Origin of the sequence: Longimicrobium sp. (assembly GCF_035474595.1) — a bacterium.
GTDB lineage: Bacteria > Gemmatimonadota > Gemmatimonadetes > Longimicrobiales > Longimicrobiaceae > Longimicrobium.
Genome location: NZ_DATIND010000048.1, coordinates 22,393 through 41,396 on the forward strand (window position 1 = coordinate 22,393; position 19,004 = coordinate 41,396).

Sequence of the window (19,004 nt, forward strand, 5' to 3'; positions counted from 1 at the left end):
GGAGATGGAACGACGGAGGCGCGGGAGATGCTTTCTCGCTCAGAACCTGACCAGGCCGAACGCCAGGAGCAGCGCGACGATGCCGCCCAGCACCGCGCTCCACATCGCCCACAGCTTGTAGAAGGCGAGCTGCGGGTGCAGGCGCTTGTACAGCCACGCCAGCGCCGCCCCGCCGCCGAAGGTGCCGGCCAGCCAGCCGATGGCGATGGCCGACCACACCTCGAACCCGGTCGGGTGCAACGCTCAGCCTTCGCGGACCAGGTCGTAGCGCTCGATCTTCTTGTACAGGTTCGAGCGGGGCATGTCCAGCAGGCGCGCGGTCTCGCTCACGTTCCAGTCGTTCTCGCGCAGCTTCTGGATGATGAACGCGCGCTCGGCCGCCTCCTTGAACTCCGAGAAGGTGGTGCAGCCGAGCAGGTCGCTCGACAGCCCGCCGCCCTTCATGTGCCCGCCCACCAGCAGCTCCACGTCGTCGCCCGTCACCGCGCCGCCGCCGGAGAGGATGAGCAGACGCTCGATGGTGTTGCGCAGCTCGCGCACGTTGCCGGGCCAGTCCATCCGCTGCAGGCGGCCCACGGCGTCGTCGGTGAGCTGCCGCGGCTTCAGCGCGCTCTCCCTGGCGATCGTCTGCACGAAGTGCTGCACCAGCATGGGGATGTCCTCGCGGCGCTCGCGCAGCGGGGGCACGTGCAGGGGGATCACGTTCAGGCGGTAGAACAGGTCCTCGCGGAAGCGCCCGTTCTTGATCTCCTCCTCCAGGTCCTTGTTGGTGGCCGCCAGCACGCGCACGTCCACCTTGATGGGCTTGGCGCCGCCGACCCGGGTGATGATCCCCTCCTGCAGCGCGCGCAGCACCTTGGCCTGCGCGGCCAGCGACATGTCGCCGATCTCGTCCAGGAACAGCGTGCCGCCGTCGGCCAGCTCGAACTTGCCCGCGCGGTCCTCCACGGCGCCGGTGAACGAGCCCTTCATGTGCCCGAACAGCTCGCTCTCGATCAGTTCGCTGGGGATGGCGGCGCAGTTCACCTCGATGAACGGCCCGTCCGCCCGCGGGCTCAGGCGGTGCACGGCGCGGGCGATCAGCTCCTTCCCCGTCCCGTTCTCGCCGGTGACCAGGACGCGCGCGTCGGTGGGCGCCACCTTCTCCACCCGGTCCAGCACCTGGCGCAGCGCGAACGAGCGGCCCACGATCTGGTGGCGGCTCTCCACCTCGCCGCGGAGGCGGGCGTTCTCGGCCTGCAAGCCCTGCTGCGACAGCGCGTTGCGCAGCACGATCAGCAGGCGCTCGGTGTCGAGCGGCTTTTCCAGGAAGTCGAAGGCGCCGCGGCGGGTGGCCTCGACGGCGGTGTTGATGGTGCCGTGGCCGCTCATCATCACGACGACCGCGGCCGGGTCGCTTTCGCGGATCTTGCTGAGCGTCTCCAGCCCGTCCATCCGCGCCATCTTCACGTCCAGGAAGGTGACGTCGGGGCGGAAGTCGCAGTACAGCTCGATCGCCTCGGCGCCGCCGGACGCGGCGCGGACTTCGTGGTCTTCGTACTCGAAGAGCTGGGTCAGGACGTGCCGGATCCCCTGCTCGTCGTCCACTACCAGGATGCGGGCCATTTATCTAACTGAAGTGCGTGAGTGCGGAAGTGCGTGAACAGCAGTGCCAAGTGCCGAGTGCCTAGTCCTAAGTCCTAAGTCCTAAGTCCTGAGTGAAACCCACTTGGGACTTAGGACTTGGGACTTAGGACTTCTTTTCATCTCCCCGGCGCCAGCACCAGCTCGCCCGCCTCGACGCGGGCGGAGCCTACGCCGGGGGGGAGGCGGAACGGATATTCGTCGGCGGCCAGCCCCGGCTCGTTGCTGCGGCCCAGGCGGTTCAGCGCGTTGGTGAACACGTCGTGCGGCACCGGCACCTTCGCGAACGACACGCTGTGGATCTTCAGCGCGGCGCGGCCGGACCCCAGCGTGCGCAGCTGGCCGCGCAGCTTCACCTCGCTGGTGTCGGGAAGGAACTCGCGCGCCACCCGCACCTCGCGCACGTCGGGAAGGCGGTCGGTGGGCACGCGCCCGTTCAGCGTCAGCGTGTCGCCGGTGAACTGCACCGAGGGCGCGTCCAGCTCGTTCGCCAGCTGGTCGTGGAAGCGGTAGCGCAGGTAGCTGGTGAACTCCACCGCGCTCAGGTGGATGGTGTCGCCGCTCTGGCGCATCCGCTCCAGCTTCTTCTCCGCGTTTTCCGCGGCGGCCTGCGACACCTCGGCGGCCGCCGGGTCCGCGCTCTTCTGCCACGGGCCGGGGATGCGGTCGCGGTACTTGTAGCCGACGGCGAGAATGGCGATCAGGCCGACCAGCGCGAGCAGGTTGCGCATCGTTGCGTTCGTGTCTTCGTCGGGTGGCGATCGGGACCCGCGCCGCGCGTCTCCCTCCGCGGCGCTGCGGACAACTACCCCCGCGCGCCGGGGGAAGTTTCGCGAATGTCCTCTGCGATGGACGCCACGGCACCGGCGGCCGCGTCCACCTCGGCCTCGGTGGTCGCCCAGCCGACGGAGAAGCGCACCGCGCCCGTCTCCGCGCAGCCCAGCACCGCGTGCGCTTCCGGCGCGCAGTGGAGCCCGGCGCGGGTCATCACCCCGTGCTCGCGGTCCAGCCGGTGCGCCAGCCGGTTCGCGGGAATTCCGTCGACGGTAAGGGTGACGATGCCGACACCGTCCGGCGCCGCGGGGGAGAGGATGCGGACGCCTTCGATGGACGCCAGCCGCTCACGCAGCCGCGCCTTCAGCGCCGTCTCCCGTGCGTGCACGGCGGCGATGCCGCGCTCCGCCAGCCACTCCACCCCCGCCAGCAGCCCGGCGATCCCCGGCCCGTTCAGCGTTCCCGGCTCCAGCCGGTCGGGCATGGCGTCCGGCATCCCGGCCGGCATCGAGTCGCCGCCGGTGCCGCCGGCCCACACCGGATCGATCTCCATCCCCTCGCGCACCCACAGCCCGCCCGTTCCCTGCGGGCCCAGCAGCCCCTTGTGCCCGGTGAAGGCCAGCACGTCGATCCCCATCTCCATGACGTCGATGGGGACGTGCCCGGCGGACTGCGCGGCGTCGACCAGGACGATCGAGCCGTGGGCGTGCGCGCGCCGCGCCATCTCCGCCACCGGAAGGACGCTGCCGAGGACGTTGGAGGCGTGCGGGATCGCCAGCACCCGCGCCGGCCGCCCATCCCCCGCCAGCGCGTCGTCCAGCTCCGCGAAGTCCACCGATCCGTCCGCGCCGCCGCCGATCACCGTCTCCCCGATCCCCCGCGCCGCCAGCACGGCGACGGGGCGGCGGACGGCGTTGTGGTCGAACGCCGTGCGGACCACGCGGTCGCCGGGGCGGACGAGGCCGTGCAGCGCGGCGTTCAACGCGTAGGTGGCGTTGGGGAAGAAGGCGACGCGGCCGGGGTCGCCCTCGGCGCCGAATGTCCGCGCCAGCGCCGCCCGGCAGCGCAGCGCGATGCGCCCCGCCTCGAGCGCGAGGTGGTGCCCGGAGCGCCCCGGCGTCGCCCCCACCTCGCGCAGGTAGCGCACGACCGCCTCCGTCACCGCGTCGGGGCGCAGGGCGGAGGTCGCCGCGTAGTCGAGATAGATGCCGTCCATCGGCCGCGTCACGCCTCGCGCGCGGCACCCGCCCGCGATGCCGTCGCGCCGCCGGGCAGGCACCCGGCCAGCGGGGCGGGAATGGGGTAGCGCGGGCGGGGAGTCATGGGGATGGAGAACCGGGAGATGGGGTGATGCGGATCAGTTCGGCGCCGGCTCGTCCGCCTCAGCCAGGTCCAGCGCGACGTAGCGGAAGCCGGCGCGCTTCACCGCGTCGGCGATGGCGGCGCCGCCGGGCCCCATCATCCGCTCCCACGCATCCCCGTGGACGCGCACGGCGGCGATCTCGCGCTCGTGCCCCTCGACGTCCACGGACGCGCCATGCACGCCGGCGTCCGCCAGCGCGCGCTCGGCCGCGGCGATGCGGGCGTCCGCGCTCACGCCGCGCCCCCGAGCTGCACCAGCTGCGACGCGGCCAGGCCCTCGTTCAGGGCGCCGCGGCGGTAGCCGTGGAGATCGACCAGCACGCGCCCGAAACCGGCCTCGCGGACGGCAGCGTGGATCGCGGCGCGCAAACCGGCGACGCGGCCGATCTCGGCGGGGTGCACCTCCAGCCGGGCGACGGTGCCGTGGTGCCGCACGCGGAAATCGCGGAAGCTGAGCGCCCTCAGCGCCAGCTCCGCGCGCTCCACCTGCCGCAGCCGCTCCGGCGTCACCGCGATGCCGTACGGCAGCCGCGAGGCCAGGCACGGCGCCGCCGGCTGGTCCCACGTGGGCAGCCCCAGCTCGCGCGACCAGGCGCGGATCTCGGCCTTGGTCAGCCCCGCCTCGAGCAGCGGCGAGCGCACGGCGTTCTCCGCCGCGGCCACGGCGCCCGGGCGGTGGTCGCCCACGTCGTCGGCGTTGGAGCCGTCCAGCACCGTCCGCAGCCCGCGCTCATGGGCGACGGAGGCGAGGCGCGTCCACAGCTCGCTCTTGCAGAAGTAGCAGCGGTTGTTGGGGTTGGCGGCGTAGCGCGGGTCGTCCATCTCCCGCGTCTCCACCTCCAGCCAGGGGATGCCGAACCCGGCGGCCACCTCGCGCGCCGTGTCCTCCATCCAGCTGGCCACCGAGTCGCTCTTCCCGGTCACCGCCAGCACGTTCGCGGCGCCGAGCACGTCCACGGCCACCTTGGCCAGGAACACGGAATCGACGCCGCCGCTGTACCCCACCACCACCGAGCCGCACTCGCGCAGAATGCCGCGCAGCCGCTCGCGCTTGGCCTCAGGAACCATCTCACCCCTCGAAAACGGAAGACGGCCGACAAGATGCCGCTTGGCTGCATACACCGCCAGCGGTCTGGGGATCGGGACTGAACGCCGTGGAGCCTTCTCCGCGCCGCTCTCGGCCCCGCGGAGCCCTCCCCCCGCGGCTGGGGCCGCGTACCCCTCGCCCGGTACGGGCCCCGATAATGGGAGGGGGTAACTTCGAGCGTGGCGCGCAGAGGGTGGCGCACTCGTCGGACGCACGTGTGATGCGATGCCCGCAGGAAGCATCCCGGTGGCTCCGAAAGCTTTCCCGCGTTGAGTTCTCCCCCCCCGCGGAGCGGGCGGAGGGGCCGGGGGAGGGGGCTAGCCAGGCGGGCAAGATGCTGCGCCATCAGGCCGAAACTTCTCCTCTTGGTTAGTTCTCCCCCTCCCCCGGTCGGTTTCTGGGGGAGGGGGCCGGGGGGAGAGGGCCGCCGCGGTTGGGCGAGCACGGAGCTCGCTGGCGGACGACTTGCGTTCGTCGCCGCGTTCCGAAGTTCGGCTTCAGCGGCGGATCGCTCAGCCCCGCGGCTGCAGCGACGAACGCGTATCTCGACGGACGGTGTGGAGCGGCGGATGAGCAAACGGGGATGGGTGATCGCGGCGCTGGCCGTGCTGGCCGCGGCGGCCGGGTATGTGGCGCTGAAGCTGGGCCGCAGCACGGGCGAGGTCGCGGACCTGGTGGCCGAGGGCGCGGAGAAGGTGCTGCGCGAGCCCATGCGCCCGGCCCGCGGGAGCCCGCGCGTGCTGGTGTTCGCGCTCGACGGCGTGGGCGCGGACCAGCTGGAGGCCGTCATCCGCTCCGGCCGCGCGCGCAGCATCGCCCGGCTGGTGGGGCGCCCGCGCCGCGGCGAGCCGGGCGTGTACCAGCACGCGTACGCGGTGCCGGGCGTGCTCAGCATCCTCCCGTCCACCACCTACGCCGCGTGGACGTCGCTCTTCACGGGCCAGCCGGCGGGGCGCACCGGCGTTCCCGGCAACGAGTGGTTCGCGCGCGAGGAAGACCGCTTCTACGCCCCCGCGCCCGTTACCGTGAGCGAGAACACGCAGGCGCTGCAGGTCTACAGCGACCAGCTGATGGGCCGCGTGGCGCACGCCCCCACGCTGTACGAGCAGGCCGGGGTGCGCGCCTACGTCTCGCTCGCGGCGCTGCAGCGCGGCGCCGACCTGGTCACCGTCCCCGATCCCGTCGCGCTGGGGCCCATGGTGAGCGCCTTTGCCGAGGGCGCGCAGGAGGGCGAGGTGAAGCGCGAGGTGTACGCGCAGCTCGACGAGGGCGCGGCGGGGAGCCTGCTGTCGACCATCGAGAAGCGCGGGGTGGCCGACCTCCAGGTCGTCTACTTTCCCGGCGTGGACCTGTGGACGCACGTGGCGCCGGACCCGCTCCGGGCGCAGCAGGCGTACGTGGAGACGGTGGTGGACCGCGTGGTCGGCCGCGTGCTGGACGCCTACCGCCGCCGCCACGCGCTGCGCGACACCTGGGTCGTCTTCGTGGCCGACCACGGCCACACGCCGGTGCTGAACGACGACCTGCACTCTCTCGGCACCGCCGGCGACGACGAGCCGCCCGCGGTGCTGCACCAGGCCGGCTTCCGCGTGCGCCCCTTCCACCTGGACGTGAAGGACGACGAGCGCGTCTACCAGTCCGTCGTCGCCTACCAGGGGGCGATGGCGTACGTCTACCTGGCCGACCGCTCCGCCTGCCCCAACCCGGCCGACCGCTGCGACTGGCGGCGTCCGCCACGCTTCGAGCAGGACGTGCTCCCGGTGGTGCGCGCCTTCGACGCCGCCAACCGCACGGGCGCGGGGGTGCCGCAGCTGCGCGGCACGCTGGACCTGATCTTCGCGCGGCAGCCGCGGCCGTTCGGGCAGGACGCCGCGCCCTTCCAGGTGTGGGACGGGGAAAAGCTGGTGGCGATCGGCGAGTATCTGCGCGCGCATCCGCGCCCCGACCTGCTGGACCTGGAGCGGCGGATGGACGGGCTGGCCACGGGCCCGTACGGCAACCACGCGGGCGACGTCCTTCTCCTGGCGCGCACGGGGATGCAGCGCCCGATCGGCGAGCGCTTCTACTTCTCCGGCATCTACCACTCCTGGCACGGCAGCCCCACCGCCCAGGACAGCCGCATCCCCCTCGTCGTCGCCCTCCCCGGCGGCGACGGGCGCCAGCTCCGCGCCCGCGTCCGCGCCGCCGCGGGCGAGCACCCCACGCAGCTCGACGTCACCCGGCTCGTCCTTTCGCTCCTTGGCCGCGGGTAAGGGGACAGGGGACAGGGCCCGCCGGGGGACGCGTCACGTACAGCACGGCTGGCGCGTTTCTTCCACTCCGCGCGTCGCCGGCGAGGAGGTGGATGTGAGGGATGGGGAGGCGGACTGCTACCCGTCCGCGTTGCTGTTGGAGTGATGTAACTGCCGAATGGAACCATAGTTAGGCAGTGGTGTCGAAACGTCCGAGTTCGCGCCGCCGCGGCCGGGGAGTCCGGGTGCCGGTGGATGATTCGCCATTCTGGTGTGGAGTAGGAAACCGTGAAGAGCACCCGCATCGCCTTCCTGGCCGCCGCCGCGCTGGCCCTTCCCGCCGCCGTCGCGGCGCAGACCACGCCGGCGCCCGCGCAGCCGGCGGCTCCCGCGGCCGCTTCGGCCGACGAGGCGCAGCAGCTGCAGGCCAAGCTGGGCGCGCTGCAGCAGCAGGCGCTGAGCGACCCGTCGCTGAAGCCGGCGCAGGACAGCTTCACCGCGGTGGTGAACGCCGGAATGGCCAAGCTGGACCCCACCGCGCCCACCAAGCTGGCCCGCGCCACCGCGCTGCAGGCCGAGGTGGCCGCCGCGCGCACCGCCAACGACAACGCCAAGCTGAACGCGCTGGCCACCGAGGCGCAGCAGCTGCAGACGTACTTCGCCGGGATGCAGCCGCGCGTGGCGCAGCTCCCCGAGGTGCAGGCCGCGCGTCAGGTGTTCCTGGAGCGGGTGTTCGCCAGGATGAAGCAGCTGGACCCGAACGCGCAGCAGTACGTCGACCGCCTCACCGCGCTCCGCGGCGGCAGCGGCCGGTAACCGCAACAGCAGTACGGAAGTACGAGAGTACGGAAGCACGATAAAGAAGATGGTAGATAAAGGCGCGCCGCCGTGGATCACCCACGGCGGCGCGTTTTCGTTCTTATTCCTTGTGCGTCCTACCCCGGTTTCGTTACTCGACAGCGGACCGGGGATCGAAGAAGGATGTGAAGCCTCGCTGTTCCAGACCCCTGCGCAATGCCCGGTCGCCCGTCCACAGCCAGGCATCGAGCGTGAGCGCCAGCGCGACCACCGGTGCGTCGGCGAGATCGACGTCGCGGCAGAGCTCGCGGGCGGTCGCTACGTGGCGCGCGGGAAACGCATCTTCCCTGTAGATGTGGACACGCCGGAGAAGCTGATGGAGTACCACGAGGACTTCGTCTTCGCCCAGCCGCGAAAAGCGCTGGATCCGCTCCTTGTGGTGAAACAGCTCCACGAGAATGCTCTCGCACACGAAGAACGTGCGATCGGCGTTCCCGAGTATTCGAGCGAAGGGCGAGTCGGCGCGGAGGAGGGCGGAGAAGATGACGTTGGTGTCTACGACAACGGGCGACTCCGGGCCCGGCACGTCAGGGGCCCTCGAAGATGTGGCGCACGCGCTCCCAGGCGGCCTGCTTCACCTCGTTCGCGAGCATGGCGGCATGGTCTTCCGTCAACTGGCTGCGCTTGCGGATGGATTCCAGGACCAGGTAATCCAGGAGCCGGGTGAGCTCCGCCTCGTCCAGAACGTCGGAGCTCACCCGGATGACGTAGTCGCGGTCCTCGCGATCCAGGGTATAGGCTGGTGCGGTCGCCATTTTCGCCTTTCCGAGCAGGTGGCTGGAACATCCAAGGTAATCAACTTCGCGCGGAATTGAACCCGGACACCCTGTGCCTCCACCTCACACCGGGACCTCGTCCACGTAGCACCAGCTCCAGTCCTCGCCCGGCTCGGCGGACTGGATGATGGGGTGCTGCGTGGCGTGGAAGTGCTTGGTGGCGTGCTTGTTGGGCGACGAGTCGCAGCAGCCCACATGGCCGCAGGTGCGGCACATCCGCAGGTGCACCCACCAGCTGCCGGTCTTCAGGCACTCCTCGCATCCCTGCGTGTTGGGGTGCACGTCGTGGATCTGGTCGGTGTGGGTGCAGTTCGTCGCCATCGTCCTCTCCGTCGTGGATCGTGTCGCAGACCTCGCATCGTCCGAGTCTGCCACGGCGCCGCCCGTTCCGCAACGCCGCCACAGCATGATCACACGGAGGAAACGGAGGGAACGGAGAACTGCACCCGTCCTCCGTTTCCTCCGGTCCCTCCGTGTGAGACCTTTCTTCTTTCCCTCAAACCGCGGCTGCGGTCATCATCTCCGCGGCCTCGGAGGCGGGGCAGGGGGCCAGGGCGTAGCGCGGGAGCTTCATCACCAGCGTCTGCAACCCTTCGGCGAACGTGGGGTGGATGAACTCCGTGTCGACCACCGTGCGTGCGGTCGCGCCGGCCTGCATCAGCACGGAGAATACGTGCACCAGCTCCCCCGCCTGCGCGCCCACGATCGACGCGCCGACGAAGCGCTCCGTCTTCCGGTCGACGAGGATGCGCATCACCCCGGCGGGGACGTCGGCCTCCACCGCGCGCGCCACCCCCGCGAACGGCATCTCCGCCACCTCCACGTCGAGTTCCTGCTCGCGCGCCTCGCGCTCCGTCATCCCCACGCGGCCGACCTGTGGATCGGTGAACATGGCGTAGGGGACCAGCCGCCCGTCGCGCCCGCCGCTCCGCTGGCCGGTGAGGATGTCGAAGAGGATCCGCCCGTCGTCCCACGCGCGGTGGGTGAACTGCGGGCCGCCGGTGCAGTCGCCGATGGCGAACACGCCCTCCGCGGAGGTGCGGAAGCCGTCGTCCACCGCCACGAAGCCGCGCTCGTCCAGCCGCACGCCGGCCGCGTCGCATCCCAGGTCGCCGGTGTTCGGCGTCCGCCCCGTCGCCACCAGCAGGTGCGATCCGGCCGCCTCGCTCCCGTCCTCCATCGTCACCACGACGTCATCCTCCCGCCGCTCCACGCGCGCCGGACGGCTTCCCTTGCGCACGCCGATCCCCTCGGCGGCGAACTGCTTCTCGATCTCCGCCGACACCTGCGGGTCCTCGCGCGCCAGCAGCCGGTCGCCGGGGTCGATGATCGTCACCTCCGCGCCCAGCCGCCGGAACGCCTGCCCCAGCTCGCACCCGATGTAGCCGCCGCCGACGCACACCAGCCGCTCCGGCAGCTCGCGCAGCGCGAAGATGGAGCCGTTGGTGAGGAAGGGCACCGCGTCCAGCCCCGGGATCCTGGGCACCGCGTGGCGCGTTCCGACGTTCAGGACGATGGTCTCCGCCTCGTGCGTCTCGCCCTCGATCTCCACCTTCCGTGGTCCGGCGAGGCGCGCGTGGGCTTGGACGACGGTGAGCCGCTCGCCCGCGCGCTCCAGGCGCTGCCGCACCCCCTCGCGCCACTGGTGGACGATGCCGTCCACGCGCTCCATCACCGCGCGGAAGTCCACCTCCACGGCGGTGTTCACGCCAAGACGACGGGCGCGCCGCGCGTCGTGCGCCGCCTGCGCGCTGGCGATCAGGCTCTTGCTGGGCGTGCAGCCGCGGTTCACGCAGGTGCCGCCCACCTCGCTGCGCTCCGCCAGCAGCACCGTGCGCCCGCTCTCCGCCAGCAGCGCGGCCAGCGGCACGCCGCCCTGCCCGGCGCCGATCACGATCACGTCGTATCTCATGGGGATTTCCGTTCCGCGGGGGGCGAGCTGTATCAGCGGCGAATCCGGCGTGCCGGTAGTGAGATGGTGACGGGTTACGCTCGGCGCGGCAAGCCCCTCGTCACCGCCCGCGGGTGATCTCCCACCCGCGTCCCTCCGCGCCCGGACTGCGGAAAGTGTGGCGTGGATGCAACGCACGCGTGGGAGGCGGATCGTGCCGGATCGCAACCTCCGTTGGCTCAATCGGAGTGGAAGAGGGACAGGTGGTCTCCCCATCTGATACGGAATGCTGTAACAGAATCCTTGCGCCGGGTTGGAAGGGGGATTAGGTTACCGCCCGTTGACGATCCGCGAGCAGGATCCGCGGCCGTCGAACACTCCCCATCGCAACCCGACAAAGGCACCCCGGTCGCGAGGCCGGTCCGCAAAGCCCAGGGGTCTCTCCGAGACAGCCCGGCCGCCGAAGGAAGCAGTCCCGACAAAGGCACCCCGGCCGCGAGGCCGGTCCGCAAAGCCAGGGGTCTCTCCGAGACAGCCCAGCCGCCGAAGGATCGCATCGCGCGATCGTTTCCCCTTCGCACGCGGCTGGCCATCATGCTCCGGAAGGCACAGCGTCATCTCTTCGCGCATTCCCACGCGGCGGTCCTCCTCGCCGCCGCGCTCCTGGCATCCACCGCGGCCTGCTCCGACACCGGCACCGCGCCGGCCCGGCGCGCGCCCGCGGCCTCCGCACCGAGCCTGGTCTCCGCTCCCGCCGCCCGTCTCGTCTCCAATGCCGTGAAGTACCACGACGGCAGCGCCCCGCACGCCACCGGCCGCTCCGGCACCGCGCGGCTCGAGGCGCTGGCCGTCACCGGCGGCAACGGGGTGACCACGCTGACCATCACCACGGGAAGCCTGGACGACCCGGACCACGCGCCCGGGCAGATCGTGAAGGCGCAGCTGAAGGTGTTCGGCAGCGACGGCACCGCGCTCTTCACCGAGAACCACAACGGGCTGAACGGCGGCGGCACGCAGACCTTCATGCTCGCCGGGCTGGCGCCGGGCGCGCGCATCCAGGTGCAGGCCAACGTCCGCGGCATCGACGGGCGCCGCACCGACGTGGTGACGGTCACCGAGACGGTGAAGCAGGCCGCCGCGCTGCACGTGGACGTGAGCATGCCGGGGCAGACGCTGGTGGGCGCGCCGGTGGTGATCACCGCCACCGTGAGCGAGACCGGCGGCGACGTGGGGACCCGCGCCGACTGCGTGCTGTACGTGGACGGCCAGGCCGTGGACCGCGCCGAGGACATCTGGGTGGACGCGGGCGACGCGGTGACCTGCGCCTTCCGCTACACCTTCACCTCGCTGGGCAGCCACACCGTGGAGGTGCGCGCCAACGGCACCGGCGGCAGCGCCACGCTGCAGGCCAACGCCGGCGACCAGGCCACGGTCGACGTGGTGGGCGCCGCCCACACCGCCTGGACGGCCGAGGCCGAGGACCGCTCCTCCGCCAGCACCAGCGTGCTCGACTACACCTGGAGCAAGCCCGACGGGAGCCACAAGGAGTACTCGAACACCGAGACCACCACCACGCGCACGCAGGCGGTGAGCGTGCAGGGAACGCTCGACCGCGCCGTCCAGTTCCCGCTGACCGCGCTGGACGTGACGGTGGCGTCGAGCGGGGTGGAGTGGCAGGTGGAGCACTGGAACGACGTGGCCTCGGCACTGGACGCGAACGGCCAGGCGTGCGCCAGCCGGCAGATGCCGGAGCAGGGGGCCGTGCTCTTCGTCTGCAACGCCGCGCAGGGCGGCGCCACCTTCGGCTACACGCGCTTCGCCGGGACGGTCACCTACCACAGCCAGGGCTTCTCCAACACCTTCGACGGGCTGACGGGCACGCCGAACGTCTACGCGTGGAACGACGGCTACACGCTCTCGTCCAGCGGCGGCCAGATGCGTCCCTTCGGCGGCGAGGTGAAGCTGACGCTGAACGTGCACGACGACGCGGGCGGTTGGGAGCTGACCCCCACGGTGGCGCTCTCGCCCTTCAGCGACGCGGCGGTCGTGGTCCAGCCGCGCACCTGCACGCTGAGCAGCCCCTACTGGCTGGACGGCGGCACGCTGAACTCCTGCAACACCGTCACCACCCAGGACACCGGCACCCGCGGCACCGCCGCCGGCTGACCCGATCCGGTTTCCGCGACAACGACGCAGGGCGAGACGAATCCCGTCTCGCCCTGCTTCCGTTTGTGTCGAGATCCCGCGCTGCCACAAGAAACATCCACCGAGGTGACCCTTTCCCGACAGCGTCATCCCCAACGCACGCCCCGCCCGACGTCATCCTGAGGCCGGCCACAACGCTACCTGTCCTCACTCAAGACATTGCAGGCCGAAGGGATCTATAGCGTGATCCACACGTCAGCAATCGCAGCGCTCCGACTGCATCTCCGCACATCGCGGACAACCATCTGCCCGCTTCCGAAGCCGACGTGCTTTCACATTATAGATCCTTCGGCCTGCAACCGCTGGCGCATGCTGCGGCTACGGCGCGGGCGGCCTCAGGATGACGTCATCTCCGTGCAGAAATTGCGTTGCGAACCACTCACCCCAGCGCCTCGCACCACGCGAGCACGTCGGCGAAGCGGTGGTCCTCGAGGGCGCCGAAGAGCGGGTGGCGGCCCATGCGCGCGCGGCTCACGGCGGGGCTGGTGAGGCCGCAGAGGAAGCGCGCGAGCTGCCGCGGCGCCCCCAGCGCGTCCGGCTGCCCGTCGCGGACGGCGCGCACCTCGCCGGCGTTCACGCGCCGCTCGATGGGCGCGGCCGGCGGCGGGGCGGGGAAGACGGTGGCGCGGCCGGTCTCGCACCAGGTGCAGTGCCCGCACGGCTCCGCCCGCTCCTCGCCGAAGTGCGCCAGCAGCCCGGTGGTGATGCACCCGTCGCGCGACGCGAGCGCCACCACGTCGCGCACCCGCTCCACCTCCTGCGCCTCGCGCCGCGCGAACCGCTCCAGCAGCTCGTCCGCCAAGGCCGCGGCGTCGGCGTGCGTGGCGGTGCGGGTGAAGCGCAGGCGCGCGTCGCTGGCCTGCACCTCGGCCAGCTCCTGCTCGCCCAGGTACTCGATCGCGCGGCAGACGCGGCCCCGGTCCGAGCCGAGCTTCGCGGCGACGTCCTCCGGGTTCAGCGTGTACCACGTGCGCCCGAAGCTGGCCGCGCGGAAGATCCCCTCCACGAACGCCTTCCGCTCGCCGTTGAAGCGTCCCGTCACCTCCTTTAATTCCTCCTTCAGGCGGATGCGGTAGCCGGCGTAGAACGGCGTTCCCTGGTGGATTACCCCGAGCAGCTCCAGGTAGGTGAGCGCCGTCTTCACCACCAGCTGGCGGATGTCGTGGCGGCTGGAGAGGTCGAAGACGGAGACGTCGAACGAGGCGCCGGCGCCCAGCAGCTCGTCCACCAGCGCGCGGACGGAGGCCGCGGTGGGCGTGTCGCCGTACGCGAAGTTCTCCAGCGTGGCCACGTCGTCCATCCCCCCCAGCATCTCCACCACCGACGGCTGTCCGTCGCGCCCGGCGCGGCCGATCTCCTGGCTGTAGCTCTCCAGTCCCTTGGGAAGGTTGTAGTGGTAGACGTAGCGCACGTCCGACTTGTCGATCCCCATCCCGAAGGCGATGGTAGCGACCACCGTGGCGTGGTCCGACGCCTTCCACCATTCCTGCACCTGCGCGCGCACGTCGTCGTTCATCCCGGCGTGGTAGGCGCGCGCGGGGATCCCCGCCTCGTCCAGCAGCTTCGCCACGCGCTCGGCGGTGCGCTGCAGGGTGACGTACACGATCCCCGGCCCGGGCGGGCGCGAGCGCACTCGCCGCACCAGCTCGGCGTCGCGCTCGCCGGGGCGGGTGGGGTGGACGGAGAGGAAGAGGTTGGGGCGATGGAACCCCGTGACCACCGCGCCGTCGCGGGGGATGCGGAAGCTGGCGCAGACGTCGTCCACCACCTGCGGCGTGGCCGTGGCGGTGAGGGCCAGGACGCGCTCGGCGCCCAGCGTGCGCGCGATGTCGGCCAGCTTCAGGTAGTCGGGGCGGAAGTTGTGCCCCCACTCGGAGATGCAGTGCGCCTCGTCCACCGCGAAGAGGGCGACGTGGACGCGGCCGAGGAGTTCGAGGAAACGCTCGTTGTTGAAGCGCTCGGGCGAGACGTAGAGCAGGCGCAGCTCGCCGGAGAGGAGGCGCTTCTCCACCGCCTTGGCCTCGTCGAAGCTGAGCGAGCTGTCCAGCCGCGCGGCGTCGATCCCCAGCGCCCGCAGCGCGTCGATCTGGTCCTTCATCAGCGCGATCAGCGGGCTTACGACGAGCGTCACGCCGTCCAGCAGGAGCGCGGGAAGCTGGTAGCACAGGCTCTTGCCGCCGCCGGTGGGGAACACCGCCAGCGCCGCCCCGCGCTCCAGGATCGCGCGGATCACCCGCTCCTGCCCCGGCCGGAAGCCGGGGAGCCCGAACCGCTCGCGCAGCAACGCCCCGATGTCGGCCCCCGCCGCCGGAGACGCACCCGCTTCCGCGTCCGCCATGATGGTCATCAGACGCCCTCCCATTCGATGCCTCTGTCTATGTTTGCTCCCGAAGACTAAGCGAAGGGGCGGTGCGAAGCAACTGCCTCGCGCCGTCCCTTTTGTCCTGTGTGCGATGTGCGCCGCCGCTCGTACCGGAGTCCCCAACGTGGCCGGAAGAGGCCGCGGCGGGTCAGCGTCGAAGGACGGAGCCCGGGTTCGCGGGCGGCATCCGCACGGCCACGATCAATGAGACGATCCCGCAAGCGAGGGTGGCGAGCCCGATCGCGAGCCCGGCCGCCGGGGTGCCGCAGACTTCGCAGCCGTCCGGGCGCTGCGGCAGCGTCAGCCAGCCGCCGATCGCGATGAACCAGAGGGACGCGATGAGGATGAGGGTCCGGGCCATGAGAGCCTCGCGGGCATCGTGGGCGGTGCGATGGAGATGGGTCGGGAGCGATTGAAGGATCGCATGAAGTGCCGCCGCGGGGGGCGTGCGGCGAAGGACATTTTCGTGCAGATCGTGCGCCAGCTGTTTCGGCTGCGGCTATCCGCCGTAATGGCAGCGGGTTGGATGAGGAACAGCCGTAAGATTCTCGCCGCGAGCGTGTTGATCCACGCACACAGTTGCGGCGGCAATTCCGCAGAAATCCCACGCCCCGCGGTCATCTTCGCCGGCGGATCGCGGCGATGCCGTTAGTCGCCAGCCGGGTACTTCGCCGCGAGCTTCCGCACGGTGGTGACGTTGCGCATGGTGCCGGGGACGCGGACGGCGCGGTCCAGCTGCGCGCCGGTGATCGCCGAGTCGCTGAGCCTGCCGCGGCGCCACCAGTACAGCTCGCGCCCGCGCACGGCGAACCGGTCGTCGTCGCCACCCAGCGCGGCGAGCTTCTCCACGGCGGCGGCGTCCGGCGGCTCGCGGAGGAAGGAGACGTAGAGCGTATCGCCATCGACGCGCGGGAAGGGTTCGTGCTCCGCCGCCGCGGCCACCTCCGCGGGCGTGCGGATGAACGTCGCCGCCTCGTACCCGAGCGCGGACCTGAGATGCGCCTCGATCCGCGTCTCCAGCGCCGCCGTGTCCTTCTCCTTCGCGTCGAAGATCACGTTGCCGCTCGCGATGAAGGTCTCCACCCGCTCGAACCCGAGTTCCGCGAACAGCGCGCGCAGGCGGTCCATCTTCACCACGTGCCCGCCCACGTTGATGGCGCGGAGAAAGGCGATGTATCGGGGCATTCGAGGGTGCGTCTGCAGATGGAGGGGGGCGCGAGAGCGGCTACGGCAGGTTCTCGAGATCGGCCAGATCCTTGTTCCGGCCGCTGGCTTTCTTGTTCGTCTTCAGATCGCGAAGGCTGATGAGCGAGACCTTTACCCCATCGAGCTCGTCTTCCACCCGGCCAGCGTAGCATTCGTCGAATTCGACGCCCGAGATGACGGTCAGAACCTCGATCCGGAGCGGAACGTTGCCCATCCGGACCATCTTGCCGTCCTGGAGGAAGAGGGCGGGGGAGAGCTCAGGCGTGTCGAAGCCGAAGTCGCGCAGCGCATCGACGATCCGTTGCGCATTCTGCGGATCGATGGCGACCCACACGTCCAGATCACCCGTAGCGCGCGGGTAGCCGTGATACGTTACGGCGTATCCGCCGACCAGCAGGTACCTAACGCCATGCGAGCGGAGCAACCTCAAGAACTCTTTGAAGTCTTGCGGTAGCCTGATCTCCATAGTTGATGCGGCGCAGGGTCTCAAGGTGGCGGAGGCGTTCGGCGGGAGTGCGCGATCGCCAGTATCGTTGCTCGTCCAGTTCGTCGAACAGCGGCACGAGAGACAGGGCGGACCTGTCCACCCGCGGCGGATCTTCCGGGAAGTCGCTCATCTGGTCTCCCGTGAGAGTTCTTGCCGTCACCTCTCCTTAAATAACCACGGTGTCCAGCCCCGAACAATAGCCGTTGCTGCGCCCATGCATTCGTCCGGGCGGCTGAAGCCACGGCGCCGCGAATTCATTCGCCCGGCAGCACCGCAGCGCCCGTGGCCGCGCGCCGCAGCCGGTCGCGCACCCCCGCCCACTCCGGCGCGTCCGGCACCTGCTCGATCCAGATCACCTCGGCGCCGGCGGCGTCCATCGCGTGCAGGGCGGCGTAGAGGCGGGCGGCGTACCCGGGCACGTCCGCGGGCATCGCCACCACCTCCGCGCCCGATGCGGACACCGGCGCGAAGGCGATCACCCCCACGCGGCGCTCGTCCGTCGCCGCCCACACCGCCTTCGCGAACGTGGCCTCGCGCGCGGCGGGGGAGAAGAGGCGCACCTCGGCGGCGGGCGCGTAGTGCCGGTCCAGCATCCCAGGCGACGGGCGGGCGGCGCGGCCGGACGGCTCCGCCGACGCGGCGGCCACCTCGCCCAGCACCTCGCGCAGCTCGCCGATGGAGATGGAGCCGGGGCGCAGCACGGTCGGCACCTCGCCGGCCAGGCTCAGCACGGTGGACTCGATCCCCACCGGGCAGGGGCCGCCGTCCACGATCACGTCCACTCGCCCGCCCAGGCTGCGCCGCACGTGCTCGGCCGTGGTCGGCGACACCCCCATCGAGCGGTTGGCGCTCGGCGCGGCGAGCGGAACGCCCGCCGCCAGGAGCAGCGCGTGCGCCACGGGATGCGCGGGGATGCGCACGCCCACCGTGTCCAGCCCCGCGCTCACCGCGTCGGGGATCTCGGGAGATTTGGGGACGACCAGGGTGAGCGGCCCCGGCCAGAACCGCTCCGCCAGCCTGTCCGCCGCCTCTGGCCACGCGCTCGCCAGCCCCCGCGCCTCGCCGATGGACGCGACGTGGACGATCAGCGGGTTGTACGACGGGCGCCCCTTGGCCTCGTAGATTCGCGCCACGGCCGCCGGGTCGAGCGCGTGGGCGCCCAGCCCGTACACCGTCTCGGTGGGGAACGCCACCAGCCCGCCGCCGCGCAGAACGGCCGCGGCGTCGGCCAGCGCGGCCGGGTCGGGATGGGTGCTATCTACGCGTAAGATCCGCATTTGCAACGATATCTGGGCTCCGTGGCGTGCGGCGGCAACGGCACACGCTTTGCCTGACCCGAAAGACGAGCGCGGGGGACGCGCAGAGGGACCGGCGAACCAGGGAGGACGCGATGTTCTGGATGTTCATGACGGCGCTCTGGGTGGTGATGCTCCTGGCTCCGCTGGCCCTGCTGGTGGCGCTCCTCCCCGCCGGCCGCGACTGTCCGCGCTGCGGCAGCGAGAGCCTGCCGATCCGCTCCCAGCTGCTCCGCCCGGTGCGCCGCATGCTGAACCGCCGGTGGTGCACCTCCTGCGGCTGGGAGGGTGTGATGCGGGTTGTGCGCCACGTGCCGGTTCCCGCGCTGGAGGTGGTGCCGGACCACGACGAGTACGACGACGACGCCGTGTGGCGTGGCGAGCGGGACAGCGGCGGGCTGATGTAGGTCGAGACGGTTCGCCGGCAGGACAGCCCGCGGGGCCGCTGGTCGGTGCCGCTTGCCCGGCCCCTCTCCCGGAAGTCTCGGGAGAGGGGCCGCATCGTTTCGGGACGGCGGGGTTCGGGCGTGTTTGGCGCTCAGGTGCCAAACCGGGCTGCGCGCGCGGTAGGGCACGGTACGACTGTGCCCAACCGCGCCGGGCCCTCGCCGCGCCGGGCGTCCGGGCGAATCCTCTCCATCTTCGCGAGCGCGGCGGGTTCCCGGCCCTCCGGGCGCGCATCCCTCACGCAGGTGCGCGTCCGAGGCCTCGCGCCGCCCTCTGTCAACGCCGGGTGAAAGTCTGACACTTCTGGCGGCCGAAAATCTGACAGCCGGGAGTGGGTGACGAGCCCGAGTCGTCGCGTCGAAATCAGAGGGTGGAGGTGCTCGCGGTGGGAGTCGGGGCG

19 protein-coding genes and 2 riboswitches are annotated in these 19,004 nt (G+C 71.3%); of the genes, 4 read left to right on the plus strand and 15 right to left on the minus strand.

What is annotated here, in order from left to right; genetic code table 11:
- Positions 1-39: 39 nt before the first annotated feature.
- The 6 genes from VLK66_RS09440 to larE all read right to left on the minus strand — a co-directional run bounded on the left by VLK66_RS09440 (position 40) and on the right by larE (position 4,827).
- Positions 40-240 carry a hypothetical protein gene (locus VLK66_RS09440; protein WP_325309150.1) on the minus strand — a complete coding sequence of 67 codons (201 nt, stop codon included), beginning with the start codon at positions 238-240 and terminating at the stop codon, positions 40-42.
- A gap of 3 nt (positions 241-243) precedes the next feature.
- A complete protein-coding gene (locus VLK66_RS09445) occupies positions 244-1,605 on the minus strand; it encodes a sigma-54 dependent transcriptional regulator (RefSeq protein WP_325309151.1) in 1,362 nt (453 codons plus the stop codon).
- A gap of 137 nt (positions 1,606-1,742) precedes the next feature.
- Positions 1,743-2,354 (minus strand): hypothetical protein, encoded by a 612-nt coding sequence (locus tag VLK66_RS09450; protein WP_325309152.1) that lies wholly within the window; start codon positions 2,352-2,354, stop codon positions 1,743-1,745.
- A gap of 74 nt (positions 2,355-2,428) precedes the next feature.
- Positions 2,429-3,613, minus strand: a complete 1,185-nt coding sequence (locus tag VLK66_RS09455) for an aminotransferase class V-fold PLP-dependent enzyme (RefSeq protein ID WP_325309153.1) — start codon at positions 3,611-3,613, stop codon at positions 2,429-2,431.
- A 141-nt stretch (positions 3,614-3,754) separates the two neighbouring features.
- Positions 3,755-3,994 (minus strand): hypothetical protein, encoded by a 240-nt coding sequence (locus VLK66_RS09460; RefSeq protein ID WP_325309154.1) that lies wholly within the window; start codon positions 3,992-3,994, stop codon positions 3,755-3,757.
- Positions 3,991-4,827, minus strand: coding sequence for an ATP-dependent sacrificial sulfur transferase LarE (gene larE / locus VLK66_RS09465; protein WP_325309155.1), 837 nt, complete (start codon positions 4,825-4,827; stop codon positions 3,991-3,993). The genes VLK66_RS09460 and larE overlap by 4 nt, the downstream gene beginning before the upstream one ends.
- Positions 4,828-5,415: 588 nt before the next feature.
- Here larE and VLK66_RS09470 point away from each other — a divergent pair.
- Together VLK66_RS09470 and VLK66_RS09475 are read left to right on the plus strand one after the other, a co-directional pair.
- Positions 5,416-7,098, plus strand: a complete 1,683-nt coding sequence (locus tag VLK66_RS09470) for an alkaline phosphatase family protein (RefSeq protein ID WP_325309156.1) — start codon at positions 5,416-5,418, stop codon at positions 7,096-7,098.
- A 267-nt stretch (positions 7,099-7,365) separates the two neighbouring features.
- Positions 7,366-7,893: a hypothetical protein gene (locus VLK66_RS09475; RefSeq protein WP_325309157.1), complete on the plus strand. Its 528-nt coding sequence runs from the start codon at positions 7,366-7,368 to the stop codon at positions 7,891-7,893.
- Between the two features lie 133 nt (positions 7,894-8,026).
- Here VLK66_RS09475 and VLK66_RS09480 read toward each other — a convergent pair whose 3' ends face one another.
- The 4 genes from VLK66_RS09480 to VLK66_RS09495 form a co-directional block, all read right to left on the minus strand.
- Positions 8,027-8,461 (minus strand): PIN domain-containing protein, encoded by a 435-nt coding sequence (locus VLK66_RS09480; protein WP_325309158.1) that lies wholly within the window; start codon positions 8,459-8,461, stop codon positions 8,027-8,029.
- A 1-nt stretch (position 8,462) separates the two neighbouring features.
- On the minus strand, positions 8,463-8,690 hold the full coding sequence (locus VLK66_RS09485) for a hypothetical protein (protein ID WP_325309159.1): 228 nt from the start codon (positions 8,688-8,690) through the stop codon (positions 8,463-8,465).
- Positions 8,691-8,774: 84 nt separating this feature from the next.
- Positions 8,775-9,032 carry a UBP-type zinc finger domain-containing protein gene (locus VLK66_RS09490; protein ID WP_325309160.1) on the minus strand — a complete coding sequence of 86 codons (258 nt, stop codon included), beginning with the start codon at positions 9,030-9,032 and terminating at the stop codon, positions 8,775-8,777.
- Positions 9,033-9,207: 175 nt separating this feature from the next.
- Positions 9,208-10,623, minus strand: coding sequence for a mercuric reductase (locus VLK66_RS09495; protein ID WP_325309161.1), 1,416 nt, complete (start codon positions 10,621-10,623; stop codon positions 9,208-9,210).
- A gap of 368 nt (positions 10,624-10,991) precedes the next feature.
- Positions 10,992-11,067, plus strand: a riboswitch (cyclic di-GMP riboswitch).
- An 8-nt stretch (positions 11,068-11,075) separates the two neighbouring features.
- A riboswitch (cyclic di-GMP riboswitch) is annotated at positions 11,076-11,150 on the plus strand.
- 46 nt (positions 11,151-11,196) lie between these two features.
- On the opposite strand from VLK66_RS09495, the gene VLK66_RS09500 reads away from it, so the two are divergent.
- Positions 11,197-12,768, plus strand: a complete 1,572-nt coding sequence (locus VLK66_RS09500) for a hypothetical protein (RefSeq protein ID WP_325309162.1) — start codon at positions 11,197-11,199, stop codon at positions 12,766-12,768.
- A 418-nt stretch (positions 12,769-13,186) separates the two neighbouring features.
- Here the strand turns inward: VLK66_RS09500 and VLK66_RS09505 are convergent, their stop codons facing one another.
- From VLK66_RS09505 to VLK66_RS09525, 5 genes are all read right to left on the minus strand, one after another.
- Positions 13,187-15,145 (minus strand): RecQ family ATP-dependent DNA helicase, encoded by a 1,959-nt coding sequence (locus VLK66_RS09505; RefSeq protein WP_414676462.1) that lies wholly within the window; start codon positions 15,143-15,145, stop codon positions 13,187-13,189.
- A gap of 172 nt (positions 15,146-15,317) precedes the next feature.
- Complete coding sequence (locus VLK66_RS09510) at positions 15,318-15,530, minus strand: hypothetical protein (protein ID WP_325309164.1); 213 nt, start codon at positions 15,528-15,530, stop codon at positions 15,318-15,320.
- 287 nt (positions 15,531-15,817) lie between these two features.
- On the minus strand, positions 15,818-16,354 hold the full coding sequence (locus VLK66_RS09515) for a DUF1697 domain-containing protein (RefSeq protein WP_325309165.1): 537 nt from the start codon (positions 16,352-16,354) through the stop codon (positions 15,818-15,820).
- Between the two features lie 40 nt (positions 16,355-16,394).
- A complete protein-coding gene (locus VLK66_RS09520) occupies positions 16,395-16,841 on the minus strand; it encodes a DUF6036 family nucleotidyltransferase (RefSeq protein WP_325309166.1) in 447 nt (148 codons plus the stop codon).
- 275 nt (positions 16,842-17,116) lie between these two features.
- Entirely contained in the window at positions 17,117-18,139 is a 1,023-nt protein-coding gene (locus tag VLK66_RS09525; RefSeq protein WP_325309167.1) for an L-threonylcarbamoyladenylate synthase, read from the minus strand.
- Positions 18,140-18,252: 113 nt separating this feature from the next.
- Here VLK66_RS09525 and VLK66_RS09530 point away from each other — a divergent pair, with 113 nt between their 5' ends.
- Positions 18,253-18,564: a hypothetical protein gene (locus tag VLK66_RS09530; RefSeq protein WP_325309168.1), complete on the plus strand. Its 312-nt coding sequence runs from the start codon at positions 18,253-18,255 to the stop codon at positions 18,562-18,564.
- Positions 18,565-19,004: the final 440 nt, after the last annotated feature.

Coding starts and splice junctions, on each gene's coding strand:
- VLK66_RS09445 (WP_325309151.1), bottom strand. CDS start 1,605: ATGGCCCGCATCCTGGTAGTGGACGACGAGCAGGGGATCCGGCACGTC.
- VLK66_RS09450 (WP_325309152.1), bottom strand. CDS start 2,354: ATGCGCAACCTGCTCGCGCTGGTCGGCCTGATCGCCATTCTCGCCGTC.
- VLK66_RS09455 (WP_325309153.1), bottom strand. CDS start 3,613: ATGGACGGCATCTATCTCGACTACGCGGCGACCTCCGCCCTGCGCCCC.
- larE (WP_325309155.1), bottom strand. CDS start 4,827: ATGGTTCCTGAGGCCAAGCGCGAGCGGCTGCGCGGCATTCTGCGCGAG.
- VLK66_RS09470 (WP_325309156.1), top strand. CDS start 5,416: ATGAGCAAACGGGGATGGGTGATCGCGGCGCTGGCCGTGCTGGCCGCG.
- VLK66_RS09485 (WP_325309159.1), bottom strand. CDS start 8,690: ATGGCGACCGCACCAGCCTATACCCTGGATCGCGAGGACCGCGACTAC.
- VLK66_RS09490 (WP_325309160.1), bottom strand. CDS start 9,032: ATGGCGACGAACTGCACCCACACCGACCAGATCCACGACGTGCACCCC.
- VLK66_RS09495 (WP_325309161.1), bottom strand. CDS start 10,623: ATGAGATACGACGTGATCGTGATCGGCGCCGGGCAGGGCGGCGTGCCG.
- VLK66_RS09500 (WP_325309162.1), top strand. CDS start 11,197: ATGCTCCGGAAGGCACAGCGTCATCTCTTCGCGCATTCCCACGCGGCG.
- VLK66_RS09505 (WP_414676462.1), bottom strand. CDS start 15,145: ATGGCGGACGCGGAAGCGGGTGCGTCTCCGGCGGCGGGGGCCGACATC.
- VLK66_RS09510 (WP_325309164.1), bottom strand. CDS start 15,530: ATGGCCCGGACCCTCATCCTCATCGCGTCCCTCTGGTTCATCGCGATC.
- VLK66_RS09515 (WP_325309165.1), bottom strand. CDS start 16,354: ATGCCCCGATACATCGCCTTTCTCCGCGCCATCAACGTGGGCGGGCAC.
- VLK66_RS09520 (WP_325309166.1), bottom strand. CDS start 16,841: ATGGAGATCAGGCTACCGCAAGACTTCAAAGAGTTCTTGAGGTTGCTC.
- VLK66_RS09525 (WP_325309167.1), bottom strand. CDS start 18,139: ATGCGGATCTTACGCGTAGATAGCACCCATCCCGACCCGGCCGCGCTG.
- VLK66_RS09530 (WP_325309168.1), top strand. CDS start 18,253: ATGTTCTGGATGTTCATGACGGCGCTCTGGGTGGTGATGCTCCTGGCT.